The sequence below is a fragment of the Sediminibacterium ginsengisoli genome, assembly GCF_900167075.1.
In the GTDB taxonomy this organism is placed as follows: Bacteria; Bacteroidota; Bacteroidia; order Chitinophagales; family Chitinophagaceae; genus Sediminibacterium; species Sediminibacterium ginsengisoli.
Window position 1 is genome coordinate 358,210 of the sequence record NZ_FUWH01000001.1, and the last position, 19,275, is coordinate 377,484.

Annotated in this window: 19 protein-coding genes; 14 read left to right on the forward strand and 5 right to left on the reverse strand. The window is 45.1% G+C overall.

Annotation, left to right across the window (positions count from 1 at the left end; genetic code table 11):
- Positions 1–77: 77 nt before the first annotated feature.
- The 5 genes from B5D42_RS01730 to tig form a co-directional block, all read right to left on the reverse strand.
- The gene (locus B5D42_RS01730) at positions 78–236 is read right to left on the reverse strand and encodes an HU family DNA-binding protein (RefSeq protein WP_139366940.1); all 159 of its coding nucleotides are present in this window, start codon (positions 234–236) and stop codon (positions 78–80) included.
- Positions 237–348: 112 nt separating this feature from the next.
- Positions 349–1,593: an ATP-dependent Clp protease ATP-binding subunit ClpX gene (clpX, locus tag B5D42_RS01735; RefSeq protein WP_078829691.1), complete on the reverse strand. Its 1,245-nt coding sequence runs from the start codon at positions 1,591–1,593 to the stop codon at positions 349–351.
- Between the two features lie 116 nt (positions 1,594–1,709).
- Entirely contained in the window at positions 1,710–2,348 is a 639-nt protein-coding gene (locus B5D42_RS01740) for a ClpP family protease (RefSeq protein ID WP_078829692.1), read from the reverse strand.
- Between the two features lie 33 nt (positions 2,349–2,381).
- Positions 2,382–3,077 (reverse strand): ClpP family protease, encoded by a 696-nt coding sequence (locus B5D42_RS01745; RefSeq protein WP_078829694.1) that lies wholly within the window; start codon positions 3,075–3,077, stop codon positions 2,382–2,384.
- Between the two features lie 175 nt (positions 3,078–3,252).
- Positions 3,253–4,614, reverse strand: coding sequence for a trigger factor (gene tig, locus B5D42_RS01750; RefSeq protein ID WP_078829695.1), 1,362 nt, complete (start codon positions 4,612–4,614; stop codon positions 3,253–3,255).
- A gap of 334 nt (positions 4,615–4,948) precedes the next feature.
- Here tig and B5D42_RS01755 point away from each other — a divergent pair, with 334 nt between their 5' ends.
- The 14 genes from B5D42_RS01755 (at position 4,949) to B5D42_RS01825 (ending at position 19,241) form a co-directional block, all read left to right on the forward strand.
- On the forward strand, positions 4,949–5,500 hold the full coding sequence (locus B5D42_RS01755; protein ID WP_078829697.1) for an RNA polymerase sigma factor: 552 nt from the start codon (positions 4,949–4,951) through the stop codon (positions 5,498–5,500).
- Entirely contained in the window at positions 5,497–6,327 is an 831-nt protein-coding gene (locus B5D42_RS01760; RefSeq protein WP_078829698.1) for a HEAT repeat domain-containing protein, read from the forward strand. The genes B5D42_RS01755 and B5D42_RS01760 overlap by 4 nt, the downstream gene beginning before the upstream one ends.
- Positions 6,328–6,410: 83 nt before the next feature.
- Positions 6,411–7,172 (forward strand): DUF4097 family beta strand repeat-containing protein, encoded by a 762-nt coding sequence (locus tag B5D42_RS01770; RefSeq protein ID WP_217698759.1) that lies wholly within the window; start codon positions 6,411–6,413, stop codon positions 7,170–7,172.
- Positions 7,173–7,198: 26 nt separating this feature from the next.
- A complete protein-coding gene (locus B5D42_RS01775; protein WP_078829702.1) occupies positions 7,199–7,921 on the forward strand; it encodes a DUF4097 family beta strand repeat-containing protein in 723 nt (240 codons plus the stop codon).
- A gap of 120 nt (positions 7,922–8,041) precedes the next feature.
- A complete protein-coding gene (locus B5D42_RS01780) occupies positions 8,042–8,407 on the forward strand; it encodes a hypothetical protein (RefSeq protein ID WP_139366941.1) in 366 nt (121 codons plus the stop codon).
- Positions 8,408–8,750: 343 nt separating this feature from the next.
- A complete protein-coding gene (locus B5D42_RS01785) occupies positions 8,751–9,563 on the forward strand; it encodes an MbnP family protein (RefSeq protein WP_078829705.1) in 813 nt (270 codons plus the stop codon).
- Positions 9,564–9,639: 76 nt separating this feature from the next.
- Positions 9,640–10,662, forward strand: coding sequence for a cytochrome-c peroxidase (locus B5D42_RS01790; protein WP_078829706.1), 1,023 nt, complete (start codon positions 9,640–9,642; stop codon positions 10,660–10,662).
- 30 nt (positions 10,663–10,692) lie between these two features.
- Positions 10,693–11,610, forward strand: coding sequence for a transporter family protein (locus B5D42_RS01795; protein ID WP_078829707.1), 918 nt, complete (start codon positions 10,693–10,695; stop codon positions 11,608–11,610).
- 301 nt (positions 11,611–11,911) lie between these two features.
- Positions 11,912–14,707, forward strand: coding sequence for an outer membrane beta-barrel protein (locus tag B5D42_RS01800; RefSeq protein WP_078829709.1), 2,796 nt, complete (start codon positions 11,912–11,914; stop codon positions 14,705–14,707).
- 348 nt (positions 14,708–15,055) lie between these two features.
- Positions 15,056–16,084: a methionine ABC transporter ATP-binding protein gene (locus tag B5D42_RS01805; RefSeq protein WP_078829710.1), complete on the forward strand. Its 1,029-nt coding sequence runs from the start codon at positions 15,056–15,058 to the stop codon at positions 16,082–16,084.
- A gap of 46 nt (positions 16,085–16,130) precedes the next feature.
- Entirely contained in the window at positions 16,131–16,730 is a 600-nt protein-coding gene (gene metI, locus B5D42_RS01810; RefSeq protein ID WP_245825523.1) for a methionine ABC transporter permease MetI, read from the forward strand.
- A 10-nt stretch (positions 16,731–16,740) separates the two neighbouring features.
- A complete protein-coding gene (metQ, locus tag B5D42_RS01815) occupies positions 16,741–17,550 on the forward strand; it encodes a methionine ABC transporter substrate-binding lipoprotein MetQ (RefSeq protein WP_078829714.1) in 810 nt (269 codons plus the stop codon).
- 168 nt (positions 17,551–17,718) lie between these two features.
- The gene (locus B5D42_RS01820) at positions 17,719–17,979 is read left to right on the forward strand and encodes a helix-turn-helix domain-containing protein (RefSeq protein WP_078829716.1); all 261 of its coding nucleotides are present in this window, start codon (positions 17,719–17,721) and stop codon (positions 17,977–17,979) included.
- Entirely contained in the window at positions 17,979–19,241 is a 1,263-nt protein-coding gene (locus B5D42_RS01825) for a type II toxin-antitoxin system HipA family toxin (RefSeq protein ID WP_078829717.1), read from the forward strand. Before B5D42_RS01820 ends, B5D42_RS01825 begins: the two co-directional genes overlap by 1 nt.
- Positions 19,242–19,275 lie beyond the last annotated feature (34 nt).

The window sequence follows — 19,275 nt, forward strand, 5'->3', positions numbered from 1 at the left end:
TCTAACGATTGCTTGCTCATATAAAATAAGCCCTCCGAAAGAGGGCTTATTCTTTTACATTTTATCCGGAAACGATTTTAGTCTTCCTTGCTGCCTGAAGCAAAGATCTGATCAACCGCTCCACCCAGCATCGGGAATTTTTCTTTTACAAAACCTGCGATGGTCTGGATTGCTTTCTGCGCCTGCTCCGGAGTGAGCCCTGCTTCATTTGCAAGGCGATCGATAAGTTCATTCATGGTGATATATTTTAGGTTGATTGTTTATATAGGTTTGCAAAATAAATGCTTGCAAACAAAAAGCGATGAGAAGTTATTCCCATCGCTTTCATTTATTTATTTCCGGGGATAATTATGCCACTTTCAGTACGCTCAGCTTGCTTTTGCCAAACATCTGTGCCGCATAATCAGCCGTAATATGAAGTTTCTTGGTATCGGTTCCCGGCAGTTCGAACATAGCGTCTGTGAGAATGCTTTCGCAGATACTGCGTAAGCCTCTCGCACCGAGTTTGTATTCCATGGCTTTGGTCACCATGAAATTAAGCACTTCCTCATCTACCTCCAGTTCAATTCCTTCCAGCTCAAACAGGCGTGTATATTGCTTGATCAGTGAATTTTTCGGCTCGGTCAGGATGCTCTTCAGGGTTGCCTCATCGAGCGGGTTCAGGTGTGTTACCACGGGTAAACGTCCCAGCAGCTCCGGTATCAGGCCAAAACTCTTCAGATCCTGTGCATTGATAAAATGCAGCAGGTTTTTGCGTTGCATATCCTGTTCTTCCTTGTTTACGCTGAAGCCGATGGCATTGGTGTTCACACGCCGTGCGATCACTTTATCGATGCCATCGAATGCGCCGCCACAGATAAAGAGAATATTACGCGTATCCACTTTGATCATTTTCTGCTCCGGATGTTTCCTGCCCCCCTGCGGTGGCACCAGCACTTCCGTTCCTTCCAGCATTTTGAGCAGGCCCTGTTGTACGCCTTCCCCGCTTACATCACGGGTAATGGATGGATTATCTCCCTTTCTCGCGATCTTGTCGATTTCATCCACATACACAATGCCTCTTTCAGCTGCAGCTACATCGTAATTACAGTTCTGTAAAAGGCGGGTCAGCATGCTCTCCACATCTTCACCCACATAACCTGCTTCAGTAAATACCGTTGCATCTACAATAGCGAAAGGAACATTCAGCAGGCGGGCAATGGTTTTTGCCAGCAGGGTTTTGCCGGTGCCGGTTTCGCCTACCATGATGATATTGCTCTTCTCTATTTCTACCTCGTCGGGCTGTTGTTTGTTGGTAACACGTTTAAAGTGATTGTAAACGGCTACTGACAGGATTTTTTTTGCTTCATCCTGGCCGATAATATACTCATCCAGGAATTTTTTGATCTCTGCCGGCTTACGTACATTCAGCTTGAAGCCGGAAGATGACCCGTTATTCGATTCCTGTTTAATGCTCAGTTCCTGTGAAATGATCTCCTGGGCATGCTCCACACAGTTCTCACAGATATGACCTTCCTGACCGGCAATGAGAATTTTCACCTCGTCGCGGCTGCGGCCACAGAAAGAACAGTGTAAATTGGTTTGTTTTGCCATAGTTGCTTTTTTTTCCTTCGCACAAGTGTACCTGAATCAGGACACGTCCTGCCGTCTAATTGTTGCAAAGCTATAAATACTTCGCTTTCTCGCTACATATTTGGTATATGCGGTCCTCAGATCTTCGTGAGCACCTGATCCACAATACCATAGGCCACTGCTTCATTGGCATCCATCCAGTAATCCCTGTCGAAATCCTTCATAACCTGCTCTATCGTCTTGCCACAATTATCGGCGAGTATTTTTGCGCCGAGGTCCTTTGTTTTCCTGATCTGCTCAGCCTGGATCTCTATATCCGCACTGGTTGCCTGGAAATATCCGCCCAGGCTTGGCTGGTGGATCATTACTTCCGCATGAGGGTAGATATACCTTTTACCCTTGGTGCCCACGCTCAGCAGGATGGAGCCCATGCTGGCCGCCAGTCCCATACAAATAGTACTTACGGGGCTCTGGATCAGCTGAATGGTATCATAAATAACCATGCCGCTGGTTACAACGCCACCCGGACTGTTAATATAAAATTTGATCTCTTCTCCTGGTTTATCGGCATCGAGCAGTAATAATTTACTTACCACGTCGCGTGCAGATTTATCGTCCACAACACCCCACAGGTAAACGGCTCTTTTTTCGAAGAACAGTTTTTCCATCTTCTTCATCATAAATCCTGCTGCATCTTCCTGTTTTTCAGGTTTTTGCTCATTTTCATCGTCGTCGTTCATCAGGTAGGGGTTCACTATATATTTTGACTGGATCATCTTATGTTCGGTTTATTGTCTGATACTGATTGATTATTTCTGCTGCGCCTTGCGCGGATTGGTAAGCAGTACTTCGTCTACAAGCCCGTATTCCTTGGCTTCCAGGGCGGTCATCCAGAAATCACGATCGCTGTCTTTGGCGATGGTCTCAGGATCTTTACCTGTATGCGATGCCGTAATGTTATACAGTTCCTGTTTCAGTTTTTTGATTTCCCTTGCGGTGATCTCAATATCTGTAGCCTGGCCCCCGATTGCCCCGCTTGGCTGGTGCATCATGATGCGGCTGTGTTTCAGTGCAGTACGCTTGCCTTTCACACCTGCACAGAGCAGGATCTGGCCCATGCTGGCTGCAATACCGGTACAGATGGTTGCCACATCCGGCCCGATGAACTGCATGGTATCATAAATGCCTAAACCGGCGTAAACGCTGCCTCCGGGACTGTTAATATACATCTGGATATCCCTGGAGCGGTCAGTGCTTTCCAGGAACAGCAACTGTGCGGTTACGATATTGGCCACATAATCATTGATCCCTTCACCCAGGAAAATGATACGGTCCATCATCAAACGACTGAATACGTCCATGCTGGCTACATTCAACGGTCTTTCCTCGATAATATAAGGAGTAAGATTGGTAACATTAGCGTGCTGCTGGTAATTGTGCAGTGTGGCACTGCTGATACCACGGTGTTTTACTGCGTATTGCTCAAACTCTTTTCCAAAATTCATTTGTTTCAATTTTCGCTTTGAAGATAAGTGAATTTATACAGTCAAATATTGTGCAAAGGCTGTTTTACGTCAACTCGTCAGTCGTAAAACCTGGTTCGCGCCAGATCAGGCCTTTAGGGTGCTAACAAAAGAGCCGGCCCTGACAGGCCGGCTCGGTGTATTGCTTGGGATTCAATTAATGGTGGTGATGGTGCAGTTTGGAAGCAAAATCAGCTGCACTGATGCTTTCTTCCTTCGCTTTTACCTGGTTTTCCAGCTGCCCGAACAGTTTTTCGGTACTGATACGGTGGTAGCTGTCCTCAACAAATTTGCGGTCCTGCATCATACGGTTTGCGTAATCTTCTACCCATTGCTGGTTATCACCCAGTGCGCCCAGCTGACCGCCCATGTAGCTGAATAACTGCTGTTTAGCGAATTCGCGGATATCTTCCGGTAATACCTCGATCTTATTGTCTGCTACAACCTGGTTGCTGATCAGGGTCCATTTCAGCTGGTTTACAAAGTTCGGGTACTCGGCTTCTGCCTCTTCGGCAGTTTTAGGCTTCTCGCCACCGGTCTTCAACCAGTTTTTCAGGAAGCTTTCAGGGAAATCCATATGGGTATGGTCTACCAGGTGGTGGTAGATCTGGTCGTGTATCTGGTTGCGCGACTGTTGTGCATAGTAATTCTCGATCTCTTTACGGAGTTCTGCACGGAAGTCGGCTTCGGTCTTGATCTCACTGTTAGGGAAAGCTGCCCCGAAGAATTCTTCGTTCAGTTCCGCTTTTTCTACCAGTCCTACTTTAGTGATCAGTACGTTAAAGTATTTGTCGCCTTCTTCTGCAGTAAGGCCCAGGTCGGCAAGGATCGCTTCTTTTTCCTTCTCTTCAAAAGCTTTTGCGGGCTGAAGTACGAAAGAATCGTTGTTTTTCTTGCCGATCAGCGTTTTACGGAAATCTTCAGTGAAGTATTTAACCAGCAGCGAATTGCTTTTGGTGATGCCGCCTTCAACTGCGTTTCCGTTGGCATCGCTTTCTGTGAAAGTTACGTTCAGTACGTTATCATCGCCGGTAACAGCTTCGGGCTCGGTCATTTTACCGTGACGTACCTGCTGGCGTTCAGCTTCTTCCTGTATCATTTCATCGGTAACGGTTACATTATAACGGGTTACGTTGATTTTGGCAGGATCGATCTCGAAAGAAGGCTTCAGTCCGATCTCGAAAGAGAAAGCGTATTCGCCGGGGTTATTCATATCCAGGCCACTTGCATCATTGTTCAATGGCAGTGGCTGGGCAAATATTTCAAGTTGTTCTTTGCCGAGATAATCATTCAGTTCTTTTTCCACCATGCGCAGTACCTCATCGGTAAATACGCTCTGGCCGTACATTTTCTTTACCAGGCCTGCAGGCACCATTCCTTTACGGAAACCGGGAATATTCGCTGTTTTAGCGTATTTCTTCAGGCTTTGCTCAAAGCCATTGTAATAATCTTCCTTATTCAGGTTTACGGTGAGCTTATCGTGCAGCAAGCCTATGTTCTCGCGCGTAACTGTTGCCATGATTGTGTTTTTATTTCTAAAATTGGGCTGCAAAGGTAGGGGATTGCGGGAAATTCAGCATAAATAGGGGCAATTTATCCTTTACCACAGATGATATTATAATAATATTTAACTTATTGTTGCCTCACGGGAACCACTCAGAATGCAGTGCATCGGTAATCCGGCTTATGCGACTCCGAATGCATGCCTTCCATCCCAGGAACGCTTATTTTCCGCCCGCTTTTTCTGTAGTTTGTACCGGATGCCGGCTTTTTTTGAAAAAATGTCCGCATCTCCTGTAACATCTTTTACGAACCTGCGATAAGATTGATAATAACAACACCGACAACAGCTTTTGGAAAGGACTGAGATAATATCATACAACGAAATCGAGAAATGTAAGAGGGGCGATGCGTCGGGGTATACCGAACTGTATAACAGGTATGCCAAAGAGGTTTATAATACCATTTACCGCCTTGTGAGGCATACGGCGGAAGCGGAAGACCTGCTGCAGGAAACATTTGTATCCGCTTTTCAGTCGATCGACCGTTTTGAACATACGGGTGGCTTCAGGGCCTGGATCAAAAGGATTGCTATCAATAAGTCCATTTCCTGGATGCGCCGGCAGAAAATAAGAATGGTGGAACTGGAAACTTCGGGTGCGGTGGTAGCGGAGGAAGAAGCGATCGATGAAAAAGCTTTCGTGATGCGTGTGGAAGAAGTGAGAAAAGCGATCGACGCTTTACCGGAAGGTTACCGGACCGTAGTTCAGCTATACCTTTTCGAAAATATTCCCCAGGAAGAAATTGGTCAATTGCTCGGCCTGGCGCACAATACAGTCCGGATACAATATCACAGGGCGAAACAAAAAATACTGCAAAACCTAAAACAGGGAGGTTTGTCATGAGTAACGAATTAGAACAGTTTGTCAATAATAACAGGGAGGCATTTGATCATCTCAGCCCGGATCCGGCTATCCTGCAAAGGATACAGGAACGGATGGCGAGCCAGGAACCGGCAGAAGGTCTGGTGGTGAACGAGGAAGGAATGATCACTAAAAAGGAGAACGCTAAACGCAAAGAAGGAATTGTGATCTCTTTCCGCATGTTACGTGTGGCTGCGGCCTGCCTGGTGCTCATCAGCGGTATTACAGTTTTCAGGCTGATGCAAAAAGAAACGCCGGCAGAACAGCCTGTTGCTGCCAATACAACGGCTGCAACACCGGAATCCACGGCAACGGCAACCATTAACCCGCCGCAGGTATTGCCTGAGCAGCCTGAGATCTATCATGATGAAAAGAAACTGCCCGATGTTTCACTGGCAGGGCAGCGACTGGCAGAACGCAGGCAGGTATTATTTGCAAAACTTGCCAATATGCAATCGCCTACAGAAAGACTGAGTGCAGCGGCACAGGTGGCAAAGCTGAGGTCAACCGATAAAGAACTGGTAGATGCCCTGGTACGAACCATGAACAATGATCCCAATACCAATGTTCGACTGGCTGCGCTTGAAGCGCTGGGTCGTTTCCACAGAGAGAAATATGTGAAACAGCAGCTGGTACGTTCACTCAAAAAACAGAAAGACCCGATGGTGCAGATAGAACTGATACAGCTGCTTACGAGGATGAAAGAATCTGCCATCATCGATGAACTTGAAAAAATAACGCAGGATGGAAATACCATGGACGCAGTAAAAGACCATGCCTATTCAAGCATCCTCACATTAAGATCATAAATAAAATCCCCCGATAATGCCCCACCGGTTCATGCATGACGGGCAAGGCATGTCTGATCACTAACAAAATAAAAAGAACAATAATGAAAAAGTACATCGTAACAACACTGGTAGCGTTCGCAGCGCTGGTGTCTGTAAAAGCACAGGAATTCAAACTGGCCAAATCAACAGGCAAGATCGTCATCAATCTTTCTTCCGTAACCGTGGAAGGGTATAGCGGCAATGAAATCATTTTCAGCTCCGATAAAGAGGCCAATGAAAACGACGATCGTGCAAAAGGCCTTCGCCCGATCAGCGGATCCGGTCTTACAGATAATACCGGTCTTGGTATCAGCGTAACAGAAAAAGACGGCGTGGTTGAAGTTACGCAGGTGAGTGCAAAAAATGCGCAGATCAAAATCAAACTGCCTAAGGCAATGAGTGTTTCCTATTCATTCAGCAAAGTGATGAATGCAGGAAAAGGGATCTTTAAAAACCTGGAAAGCGAGATAGATGTATCTGTGCAGTACAACAGCATCCAGCTGGAAAACGTGACAGGACCTCTTGCAGTAAAATCTGTTTATGGCGGCGTAGATGTAAAGTTTGGCGAGAATATCAAAGGCCCTATATCTGTAGTATCTATTTATGGCTATGTGGATGCATCTATCCCTGTTACAACAAAAGCCAACATTAAAATGAGCACTTCTTATGGTGAGATCCTCGCTGCCTCAGATCTTAAGATCGAAATTGAAAAAACCGGCGACATGGTCAGCTATTCAGATAAAGTAAAAGGTAAACTGAATGGTGGTGGCTTTGATCTGTCGCTCACTTCCAACTATGGGAAAGTATATCTCCGTAAAAACTAATTCCTGCTCATCTAAAACCTTGCATTATGAAAAAGATAGCAATGATGATGGTCTGCCTGATCGCACTCGGCGCATCGGCACAGACAACGGTTACACGTTCATACCCCGTAAAACAGGGTCAGCAGGTTGCACTTGATTTCGATTTCCCCAAAGTGGTTAAAGTCAGTACCTGGGATAAAAACGAAGTATATGTGAAAGCAACAGTATCCATCAACGATGGTGAGAACGACAGCGCTTTTGTACTGGAAGATAAAAGTAAAGATGGTGTTCTCAGTATCAGCAACAGGATCAAAGACCGGGAAAGCCTGCCCAAACGATACACCATTATGAGAGACGGCCAGAAACTCGTTTTCAAAACACGGGGTGAAATGAGAGCATTCGGGGATAAAAATGGTATTCGTAATTACTATTCCGAAGGTGTGGATATGGATATCACGCTTGAAATAAAAGTGCCTGCAGGAATGGCCACTGATATCAAAGCAAAATATGGTATTGTTGAGCTGGTTGGTTTCAACGGTCCGGTAACTGTAACTGCAACTTACGGAGGAATCGATGCAACGGTTCAGGAAGCAAATACAGGCAAGTTGTCGGCCACCACAAATTACGGCCAGATCTACAGTAACCTCGACCTGAAGGTCAAAGATTACACGGAAAAGAATTTCTACACTTCTTTTACGGCGGAACCGGGCAAAGGCCCTGCGTATATACTCACATCGAAATACGGCAAGATCTATCTGCGCAAGCCATAAATGATCTCCCCGAAATGAATAAGCGGATACCGGCGATGAGCTGCGGTCCGCTTATTTGTTTTTTGATGCCCTTAAAAATGACACTGCGGTATAAAATATCCGGCTTACTTTTGCCGCGAAGTGAAGCAACTGCTCTCCATCATATTAATCCTGGGAATTTTCCTGCAGCCATTCTACAAGACTATGGCAGTGCAGAGCTTCCGCATCAATCACTTCTATCGTTCAACCGAAAAAGCTGCCGATGGACAGTCATTGATTTTCTGCGGTGTGGAAAGTTCCGTTGAAAAGAAGATCGTTCAGGATGAACACCGAAAAGACCACTCCCCACAAATACAGTCAAACGACTACCTGGTTTTCTTCCAGGAAATTCCGGTTTTCGATTTTTCAATGCAGGCCCTGAATATTGAAAATTTCAGTAACCATCTGCCCGGAATCCTGCTGCAGCGCAGCAAAGGCATTTTTCAGCCGCCACGTTTCATCGGATAATTTATTGTTATTGCCAATGTTGGTCTTATTGCTGTTGGTCGCCTGACCAACATGTATGACAGCACCCGCGTGAAGGTTATAATTTATAGTCAGCTTCAGAAATAGCAGGATCGTGCTGCGCTGAGTCCCCTCCGGGAGACGTCAGCGGCGGCGGGCCGAGCAGCCGGAAGCAATGAGTTCATAGCGGTTTGGAGAATTGAAATGTTTTCCGGACATCTATGATCATGCGGCCAACAATTGAAAAATGATATACAATCTGTAATGGCAAACATTGAATGTGTACTGTTGTTGGTCAGCTACCAACAACAGAAAGCGCTATTCCCTAACTTATCAATCTTATCAAATGAAACCTACTTCAATCATAATTTTAGCTTTAATTATTTTTTCTTCCTGCAAAAAGAACAGCGATCAGCCGGCGGTTAATGCAGGGCTGAAATCTTCGCTCACTCTGCAATTCGACAATATAGCCGGCGCTGCCAATGTGCAGCTGAATACGGGACGTTATACCAATTCGGTCGGCGAAGACTTTACCATTACGATGCTGCAGTATTACATCAGCAATGTGCAGCTGACAACAACCGATGGTACAAAATATGCGGTTCCGCAGGATAGTTCTTACTTCCTCGTGCGGGAAAGCGATCCTGCAACACAGTTCTGTAAACTGAATGTGCCACTTGGAGAATACAGATCTGTTTCGTTTGTGCTGGGTGTAGACAGTCTGCGCAGCACAATGGATGTCAGCAAAAGAACAGGTGTACTCGATCCTGCTGCAACCGGTCATGATGATGGTGGTATGTACTGGGGCTGGAACAGCGGTTATATCTTCTTCAGGATGGAAGGCATTTCCAGTTTTGCACCGGCGGATCCGGCGGGACTGAAAAAATTCCGTTATCATATCGGCGGCTTCGGTGGTTATTCGGCGCCATCGCTGAACAACATCAAAAATATCACACTCGATCTCAGTGCAAACGGAACGGCAAAGGTCCGAGAGGGCAGGAGCAGTAATGTCCATATCATGGTGGATGTATTGAAAATGTTCAACGGCGCTACCGATGTAAGCATTGCAGCCAATCCGACGGTTATGTTTGGCGATTACAGTGCCAGGGTTGCTGCCAATTATGTGCAGATGTTCAGGCATGATCACACCGAGAATTAGTTGACATGGCTGCGGTAGGCTGAACAATATCGCAGCCTTTTTTCCGGAACCAGATTTTTCAGCTTAAACAATTTGTATGCGATCAAGAAAGATCACGATGATTGCTGCATTGGTATTGTTATGTGCCTGCAGTAAAACGGCTATAGATGTATTCACCGGCTTCCGTAAACCTCAACATTTCCCTGAACCTGTTTACCGTGTTGCAGATAACCCCGTGAGCAAGGCTGGTTTTGAATTGGGAAGGAAATTGTTTTACGATGGGATCCTCTCCCGCAATAACCAGGTTAGCTGTGGGTTCTGCCATATCCAGAGCGCGGCATTTACGCACCACGGGCATGATGTGAGTCATGGAATAGACGACCGTCTGGGTAGTCGTAATGCTTCGCCTATCATGAACCTTGCGTGGCGTTCTTCTTTCATGTGGGATGGCGGAATAGGGGACCTTGATCTCCAGCCCATCGCACCGATCACCAACCATGTTGAGATGGATGAAAGCATCGCAAATATATTGGCGAAGCTGCGTAACACCCCCGTCTATCCATCGCTGTTCGAAAAAGCATTCGGGAGCAGGGATATTACAACAGCGCGGGTGATGAAAGCTTTGTCGCAGTTCATGATCATGTGTGTGAGCAGCGAATCAAAGTACGACAGCGTGATGCGTAACCAGACAGGCTTCACCGAAAATGAGAAAGCCGGTTATCAGCTGGTGCAGCAGAAATGCGCCGGTTGTCATAAAGAGCCATTGTTCACTGACGAGTCTTTCAGGGACAACGGTATTGCTGTCGGTTACAACAACGACTCGGGGCGATACGCCGTTACACTGAACCGTGCAGATCTGTACAGGTTCAAAGTGCCATCGCTGCGCAATCTTGCTTATACGGCACCCTATATGCACGACGGTCGTTTCTATAACCTGCAGATCGTGCTGGATGCTTATTCGGGTGATGTACACGATAAGCCCAATCTGGATCCGCTTTTAAAACAGAACGGCGTATTGGGCATTCCACTGAGTACGACAGAAAAAACACAGATCCTGGCGTTCCTCAATACACTTAACGATCATCAGTTCGTGAATAATAAAATGCTGGCTGAGCAATAATGCAGCTTAGTATTTCATCAAATAAACATCATGAAAAAAATAATCATCATTGTTTCACTTTTAATAACGGTTGCACAAGCCTATGCCTGTGATATATGCGGTTGCGGAGCAGGCAGTAACTATCTCGGAATTCTGCCGGAATTCAGTCGCAATATCATTGGTTTGAGATACCGGTATAATGGTTTACAAACGCATATCAGCGGTGGAACTGTCACCTACCTGACAACAGACGAGGTCTACAGATCTGCTGAAATATGGGGCGGTTTTAATATCAGTCATAAGTTTCGTCTTATGGCGGTATTACCGTATCATTTTATTGAAAAGAAAAACCAGGGGCAATCAATACCGAAGAATGGTTTGGGCGATATATCTGTTACGGGCTTTTATCAACTGCTGAATAAGCGCCAGACCATTTCCGGGAACAGGATCCTCGTACAAAGTCTTTGGGTTGGTGGTGGTTTAAAATTACCAACAGGAAAATACAACCCGCAGGATAAGTCGCCCGGCGCTGATAATGCCAATCTTTTCCAGCTTGGAACAGGCAGTGTCGATTTTACAGCCAACGCTATGTATGATCTTCGTCTGCAGGATGCCGGTATCAGCACCACTTTGCAGTATAAAACGAACACAATGAACAGCAATGACTACCGCTATGGCAATAAATGGAACGCGAGCGCACAGCTGTATTACAAATTCAGATTAGGTCATGGTATTTCACTTGCGCCGAATATAGGCATGCAATATGAAAATGCTATGAAAGATAAGGATGGAAAATATGAAGCCGAGGCATCAGGAGGTTATCTTTTAACCGCAGCAACAGGAGTGGAACTGGTTTTGAACAGGCTGGCTATCGGTTCCAACTGGAATACTCCGCTGAATCAAAACCTTGCCAATGGCTTTGTGAAAGCAAAAAACAGGCTGATGGTTCATTTTGCAGTTACATTCTGATGAATACCTGGTATATCATCCGGTAACACGTTGAGTTACCGGATGATTATTGATACTTCTGTTTTGTTCATGCAGGTTTGTTTAAAGCGTTTAAGTTAAGTCCCCGGCAGGGGCAACTGAACAGAGCGTTTTTCAGGCATATTCTAATGCATTCAGATCATTGCGGCGATTTTCTTCCGTTCTCCTAATATCGTGAGACTCACGGCTTTTCTGCAACAAAAAACCAAAATTTGTTTCCAACCTTTTTTGAAAAGCAGACTCTTTATACGGTTGCAATCTTTAAACCCCAAGTATACTGTTTATGAAATGTCTGCTTACAGCTTTAACAAGTCTGTTTTTTATCTCTTTGTCTGCCCAGACCGGTACTGTTTCCGGCAAAATTATTGACAGTGCATCGAAAAAAGGGCTGGCTCTGGTTACCGTTACCGTTTTCCGTGCAAAAGATACAAGCATCGTTACCTACCGGCTGAGCACTGAAAGCGGTGAGTATAAGATCCCCGGCCTTCCCATGAATATCCCGCTTCGCCTGATGGCCACTTATTCCGGTTATGATGCTTTACGGAAAGATTTCATACTTACTGAAAAGGAACCCGCGGTCAATTTCGGAGAGATTGGTCTGACCGGAACTTCCAGGCAGCTGGATGAAGTGATCGTGGTAGCTGAACGGCCACCGGTGGTGATCAAAAAAGATACCATCGAATTCAATGCGTCGGCTTTCAAAACATTACCCAGTGCTTTACTGGAAGATCTTCTTAAAAAATTGCCGGGCGTCATGGTTGATGATAATGGGAATATTACCATCAACGGACAAAAAGTTAATCGTCTGCTGGTAGATGGCAAACGTTTTTTTGGAGATAATCCGCAGATGGCTACACGTAACCTGCCCAGTAATATGATCGATAAAGTGCAGGTAATGGACGACAAGGAAGAGATCGATTTCAATAATGACGGCGATCTGAGCAAGATCGGGAAAGTGGTCAACATTACTTTGAAGAAAGCAATTAAAAAAGCAGTCTTCGGTCGCGTACTTGCGGGGCTTGGGAGTGATGAACGATATGAGACAGCCGCTATCCTCAACACATTCCGCGATACATTGCAGCTGAGTTTGCTGGGTTTTGCCAATAATATCAACCGCTCTTCCTTCAGCACCAAAGACATTACACAGCTGGGTGGTTTTTCAAGAAGCGGCTGGGGAACGATCAACGGGAATGGAAATGCTGCCGGACAACAGGGTTTTACTGTTGACGGATTCTCGCTCGGCGGAACCGGTTCAGGTTTAGCCAGGGCGAATGGACTTGGTTTTAATCTGAATCATTCGCCATCCGACAAAGTGAATTTTTCCTTCAACTACATGTTTGGAAATACGCATAATGATCTCGAACAGACAATCAATACACAACGTTTTTTCGAGGATACTGTAGTGACTGCAAGAACGCTTACAACCAAAACATCAGGTGGACGTACGCATAACCTGGCATCGAGTGGTGGCTGGAAACCGGATTCGCTTACCAATATGACCATCCGTTTGTCTTATGCACACGCAGACCAGTGGTCGGAAGCACCTTCCGTGATCACAACTACCAATAATAAGATCGGTGCGGTAAATAATGGCACTGGTGTATTGACAACGAACGGTTTTTCAGACAGCTATTCTGAAGTTTTCATGTTCTCACGCCGTTCTGCGAAAGTAAAAGCGCGTAACCTGTCCATTACCCAGGTGCTTACCTATAATACAAATCCGCTTTCAAGTATAACCGAAAACCTGAACAGTTATCAATACCCCGTTTTCTCGAACCTTGTATTTCAGCAGCTGCGCGCAACCAATACCCCGACTACCAATGGATATTTATTTGTCAATTACAGTACACCGCTGAGTTCGCGGTTAACATTGAGGCTTAATCCATCGCTCACTTACCAGAAGAACCAGCAGGACGTGATCACTTATGGCAAATACCTCGCATCGGGTAATTACGACAGCCTGAATGTTTCGCTTACCAGCAATCTTGCCCGTGAAATGACGCGCGGTCAGGCAGGAGGCGTATTAAGTTACCGGATCAATAATGTAAATCTTAACGCCGGAGTTGGCTGGTTGCAGCAGTGGATCAATAACAGCTTTACAGGCGGTGCGGGCAGCAGGCTTTATTATTCCAATGTTTTGCTCAACCTGAGTGTTAACTGGAAACGGTTCTCTGTAGGTTTTTCCCAGGACGTAAATGCTCCGGGCATCAACTTTCTGTTGCCGACGCCGGATAATTCCAATCCATTCTTTATCGTGTATGGCAATCCCGGCCTTGCACCAGCCAAACGCAATAACATCAACTTCAACGGGAATATCATAGACGCACGGAAGAATATTAATTTTTACTTCTCGGGCCAGTCGGCCATCACCGATGATGCCGTGATCCAGGCGATAGAACTCGGCAGCAATGGTATTCAGCAGAATAAGCCGGTCAATGTGAGAGGAGTATGGAGCAACTATTTCAATATGGGCTTCAGTAAACAATATAAGAATGCGAAGCAGTTGAATGTTACAGTTTCCGGCGGAACAGATTTCAGCCTGAACAGAACGCCAATACGTTTTAATAATGAAGACAGTCGTCTTACCGGTTTAAGTATCGGCGGAAATGTAGGAGTGGCGCTAAACTGGAACGACCTGATCGAGTTCAGTCCGAGGTACAGTATCAACTCTAACCAGAGTCATTATACAAGCAATGCATTTAACAGCGCTAACATCATACAACAGGTGCTGCAGGGCGAATTCATTGTGCGCATGCCTAAGAAGATCGTATGGGAAACCAACATGTATTACCGTCATCTGAACCAGGTAGCGCCCGGTCTGCCGAAAGCAAGCGTGTATTGGAATGCCGCTGTTACCTTGCTGATGTTCAAACAGGATAAAGGGCAACTGCGCCTGGCGGTATACGATATCCTCAACAGCAATACAAGTGTGGTACGGTTTATCAATACAAATGCGATCACCGATAACAGAACAAACGTGCTGCAACGGTATTTTATGCTGACGTACACTTATAATATCCGCAGCTTTGGCGGGCAGACGACGAAAGTGGGAGGAAACAAAAGCCTATGGAATTTTTGATCAGTACACCGCAATAACAATTGGTACTATTTTCAAACTTTTGGAAAGTTTTAAACTTTCCAAAAGTTGCCTGGTTAAATGCAGGCAGGTTCCTTTCCAAAGAATTTTTTTGCTATTCGATATTGTTAGTCTACTTTTGCGGTAGACTATTAAAAATTATCACTCGTGAATCGGTATTCCAACTGGTATTGTTGTACAAATCGCATGACAGGCATGATGCCTTGTTGTAAGGTTATGCCTTTTGAAAATATTTGTACCGGTTGATCAGCATAAAAAAATTGTATTCTGCAGTTTATGATTCCCCGGCATCCCCGGGGATTTTTTTTTTGAACCAAACAATAACGTCAAATGATACAGATCAGGAATATTTCAAAAACATTCCGGCAGAACAACAAGGTGTTCAGGGCACTGGACGGCATTGATCTTGAAATAGCAGAAGGAGATATTGTAGGAATTATAGGCAGTTCCGGTGCAGGCAAGAGTACCCTGATCCGTTGTGTTAACCTGCTTGAAAAGCCGGATAGCGGACAGGTATTGATCAGGGGGAAAGATCTCACAACCCTTGACAGCAAAAGCCTTGCAAGGGAGCGGAAAAAAATTGGAATGATCTTCCAGCACTTTAACCTGCTCTCTTCCAGGACGGTTTTTGAAAATGTGGCGCTTCCGCTGGAACTGGAGCATGTGCACAAGACGGAAGTCAGCAGAAAGGTAACAGCGCTTTTGAAGCTGGTAGGTCTGGAAGACAAAGCGGCTGCATATCCCGCTAATCTTTCCGGCGGACAAAAACAACGCGTGGCCATTGCAAGGGCGCTGGCCAATGATCCGTACCTGCTGCTTTGTGATGAAGCTACCAGCGCACTGGACCCGGCCACCACACAATCGATCCTGCAGTTGTTACGGGATATTAACCAGCGCCTGAAAATCACCATCCTGCTCATTACGCATGAAATGGAAGTAGTGAAATCGATCTGCAACCATGTGGCTGTGATCGATCATGGAAGGCTGGTGGCGAAGGGCACGCTTGAACAATTATTATCGGGGAACAGTCACCCTGTTCTGAGGCAATTCATTAATACAAATCATATGTCAATACCACAGGAGTTATATAAAGGTGTAAAGGAAAAATATGCCGAGGGCTTGTTCCCGCTGGTTGAAATAGAGTTGAACGGAAATATCCCTTTCGAAAAGCTGATCGATACCATTTATTACCATTTTCAGATTCCATACAAACTGGTGAAAGCTGAAGTGGAATACCTCGGCAAGGCCAATTTCGGCAAATTGTTGCTGCACCTGCTTGGTACAGATAAGAGTAATGAAAATGCGATCCAGTATTTCAATCAGAACAATATTAAAAACACCATCAAAGGATATGCTTGATTCAAATATTTCGTTATTGGCCAAGGGCTTGGGTGAAACCGTTTTTATGTCGTTCGCTTCCTGTTTTTTTGGCTTCGTGCTCGGCTTGCCCGCTGGTGTTGTTTTGTTTCTGACGCGAAAGGGGCAATTGCTTGAACAATCTTTCTATCACCGGTTATTGTCGACCGTAGTGAATGTGTTCCGGTCTATTCCCTTCATCATACTGATCGTATGGATGATCCCTTTTACCCGTACACTGATCGGTACTTCCATTGGCGTATTTGCAGCCCTTGTTCCGTTAAGCATAGGCGCAGCACCTTTCATTGCGCGCCTCGTAGAGAACAGCCTGCTTGAAGTGCCGCAGGGTTTAATTGAAACTGCAAGAGCAATGGGAGCTTCACCATTCCAGGTAATCACGAAACTGTTATTGCCGGAAGCACTGCCATCGCTGATCAACAATGCCACCATTACGCTGATCACACTGGTAGGTTATTCTGCCATGGGCGGAGCGGTAGGCGCGGGCGGACTGGGGCAGGTGGGCTATCAGTATGGTTATATCGGGTACGATGCATTTATCATGAATGCGGTATTGTTGCTGCTTGTACTGCTGGTATTCGCGATCCAGTTCACGGGTGATAAGCTTTCTAAAAAATTCAATCACAGGTAAAAAGTCAAAAATGAAAATACATTCGTCGGTTTATGTTGTTGTAATCGCTGCTGCTTTCTTTCTTGTTTCCTGCGCTTCAAAAAAGAATAATCCCGATTATATAAAAGTGGGGATTGCTTCCGGCCCTGAAATGGGAATTGCTGAAGCTGCGAAAAAAGAAGCAAAAGAGAAATATGGTTTGGAAGTAGAGCTGGTTTCTTTCAGCGATTATGTATTGCCGAATGAAGCCCTCCATCTCGGAGACATTGATGTGAATGCTTTTCAGCATGTTCCTTACCTGAATGAACAATCGAAACAGCGTGGTTATAAACTGGCAGTGCTTGGAAATACATTTGTGTATCCGATCGTTGCCTATTCCAAAAAAATAAAAAACACCTTGGAACTGCAGAATGGCAGCACGATCGCGATCCCCAATGACCCAACCAACGGTGGCCGGTCTTTATTACTGCTGCAGAAAAACGGCCTGCTGAAACTGAAAGATAACATTGGCCTGTTACCGAAAGTAACAGACATCGTAGATAATCCCCGGCAGTTAAAGATCCTGGAAATAGAAGCCCCACAATTGCCACGTGTGCTCGATGATAAGGAAGTTGCCATTGCCATCATCAACAACAATTTCGCAGCACAGGCAGGATTAAATGCTGACGAGTACGGAATTTTCAAAGAAGATAAAGAATCACCTTATGTGAATGTAATTGTGTCGAGGGATGATAATAAGAATGAGGAGAAGGTGAAGAAGTTTGTAAAAGCATACCAGTCGCAGGCGGTGGCAGATGCGGCGGTTAAATTGTTTAAGGGTGGTGCGGTGAAGGGGTGGTGAACATGTGTCAGTGTTGTGGTTGCTGGCTGGCCGCACCGGTGGAATAGTGATATTATGAATGTCTAATCAACTGGTTATTAATCAGGTTAATGAATAGCGCTTTATTTGATAATTATAATGATCAAATTGTATATTTTTTGTAATTTTGATTAGAATAGTTATCATTTTATGACGCCAATATCAATCAAAGATATCAAGCTGGAAATCGGAGAGCTTATAAGATTACGCCGGAAACAACAACATCTTTCCCAGGAAGAGTTGGCAGAAAAAATGGGTGTATCGAGGATGACGATCCAGAAACTGGAAGCCGGGAAAAATGCTACTGTCGACACGTTGCTTAAAGCGCTTCGCCAGTTCGATCTCCTTGAACATTTTAAAGAAATGGTCGATAATCAAAAGAATAGTCAATCTTATCCGTCCTTATACTAATGTCAAAAAACAACATTATTGAAATATATGCTTTTGATCAGGAAATAGGTAAGCTTGGTCTGGATCCGGATCGGAGGGCTTCGTATTTCCAATACAACCCTGAATTTCTGAATTCGGAAAAATACACAAGGATTTTCCCATTGCTGATCCGCAGGATAAAAGAAGTACAGTTGTTCGACAGGTATAACAGCAACACTTTTCGCGGATTACCACCACCTTTTGCGGATTCTCTGCCCGATCTTTTCGGCAACATTATCTTTAAGGCATGGCTAGAAAATACCCATAAAGACTTTAACCAGATTTCTGTACTGGAACAATTATGCTATGTAGGTAAAAGAGGCATGGGCGCACTGGAGTTTGCGCCGGCAAAAAAAATCCCTGAAGGCACTACGATAGATCTGACAGAAATAATCGAAGTAGTAAATCAGGTACTCGAAAATAAAAACAATGTGACGGGGCAGGGGCTGGATACTACATCCTTGATCAACATTTTCAAAATAGGAAGCTCTGCAGGAGGCGCAAGGCCAAAGATCCTGATATCGCAGGACAAAACTACCGGCCGTATTATTCCGGGCGACCTGGTGTATTCAAATGATTATGATCATTACCTCATTAAACTAGGTATTGATAAAGATGTTTCTTACAGCAGGGAAACGATTGAATATGTTTATTACAGGATGGCGGTTGATGCCGGTATAGAAATGATGCCGTCGCGGATGATTGATGAGAGACATTTCGCAACACTTCGGTTCGACAGGGTTGACGGAAGAAAAAAACATATACTGACGGCTTGTGGCATGCGTGGCTGGGATTTTGAAGATCCGCAGGTGTCGGCCTATGAAAACCTGTTTGATCTGGCCTTATATCTCAAATTGGAGCAGCGTGATATTGATCAGCTGTTCCGGCGTATGGTATTCAATCTTGTATTTGCAAATCACGATGATCATCTGAAAAATCATGCTTTCATTTACGACGAAATAAGCGACCAGTGGCGATTGGCTCCCGCGTATGACATTACCTATTCACTCAATCCGCTGATCAACTTTACCCAGACATCCAGGGCCTTATCCATAAACGGGAAACGGACCAGTATAACAAGAGCTGATGTTAATAGTATAGCCGAAAAGTACACGATCAGCAGGGCAGACTCTGTCATGACAGGTATACAGGATCTCACAGCTGCCTGGCCGGTATATGCAAAAGAATACAGCATTTCTGAAAATGTGGTACGCGCTATTCAGAAGAGTTATTGGATGCAATAAGAAGCAGGAATTATGTGGGAGTAAGAATTTGCAG

Bases quoted from the DNA above. Each gene is read 5' to 3' on its own strand.
- B5D42_RS01805 (WP_078829710.1), top strand. From the start codon at position 15,056: ATGATACAGATCAGGAATATTTCAAAAACATTCCGGCAGAACAACAAG.
- metQ (WP_078829714.1), top strand. From the start codon at position 16,741: ATGAAAATACATTCGTCGGTTTATGTTGTTGTAATCGCTGCTGCTTTC.
- clpX (WP_078829691.1), bottom strand. From the start codon at position 1,593: ATGGCAAAACAAACCAATTTACACTGTTCTTTCTGTGGCCGCAGCCGC.
- B5D42_RS01730 (WP_139366940.1), bottom strand. From the start codon at position 236: ATGAATGAACTTATCGATCGCCTTGCAAATGAAGCAGGGCTCACTCCG.
- tig (WP_078829695.1), bottom strand. From the start codon at position 4,614: ATGGCAACAGTTACGCGCGAGAACATAGGCTTGCTGCACGATAAGCTC.
- B5D42_RS01820 (WP_078829716.1), top strand. From the start codon at position 17,719: ATGACGCCAATATCAATCAAAGATATCAAGCTGGAAATCGGAGAGCTT.
- B5D42_RS01775 (WP_078829702.1), top strand. From the start codon at position 7,199: ATGAAAAAGATAGCAATGATGATGGTCTGCCTGATCGCACTCGGCGCA.
- B5D42_RS01745 (WP_078829694.1), bottom strand. From the start codon at position 3,077: ATGAATTTTGGAAAAGAGTTTGAGCAATACGCAGTAAAACACCGTGGT.
- B5D42_RS01825 (WP_078829717.1), top strand. From the start codon at position 17,979: ATGTCAAAAAACAACATTATTGAAATATATGCTTTTGATCAGGAAATA.
- B5D42_RS01760 (WP_078829698.1), top strand. From the start codon at position 5,497: ATGAGTAACGAATTAGAACAGTTTGTCAATAATAACAGGGAGGCATTT.
- metI (WP_245825523.1), top strand. From the start codon at position 16,131: ATGTCGTTCGCTTCCTGTTTTTTTGGCTTCGTGCTCGGCTTGCCCGCT.
- B5D42_RS01785 (WP_078829705.1), top strand. From the start codon at position 8,751: ATGAAACCTACTTCAATCATAATTTTAGCTTTAATTATTTTTTCTTCC.
- B5D42_RS01795 (WP_078829707.1), top strand. From the start codon at position 10,693: ATGAAAAAAATAATCATCATTGTTTCACTTTTAATAACGGTTGCACAA.
- B5D42_RS01790 (WP_078829706.1), top strand. From the start codon at position 9,640: ATGCGATCAAGAAAGATCACGATGATTGCTGCATTGGTATTGTTATGT.
- B5D42_RS01740 (WP_078829692.1), bottom strand. From the start codon at position 2,348: ATGATCCAGTCAAAATATATAGTGAACCCCTACCTGATGAACGACGAC.
- B5D42_RS01800 (WP_078829709.1), top strand. From the start codon at position 11,912: ATGAAATGTCTGCTTACAGCTTTAACAAGTCTGTTTTTTATCTCTTTG.
- B5D42_RS01770 (WP_217698759.1), top strand. From the start codon at position 6,411: ATGAAAAAGTACATCGTAACAACACTGGTAGCGTTCGCAGCGCTGGTG.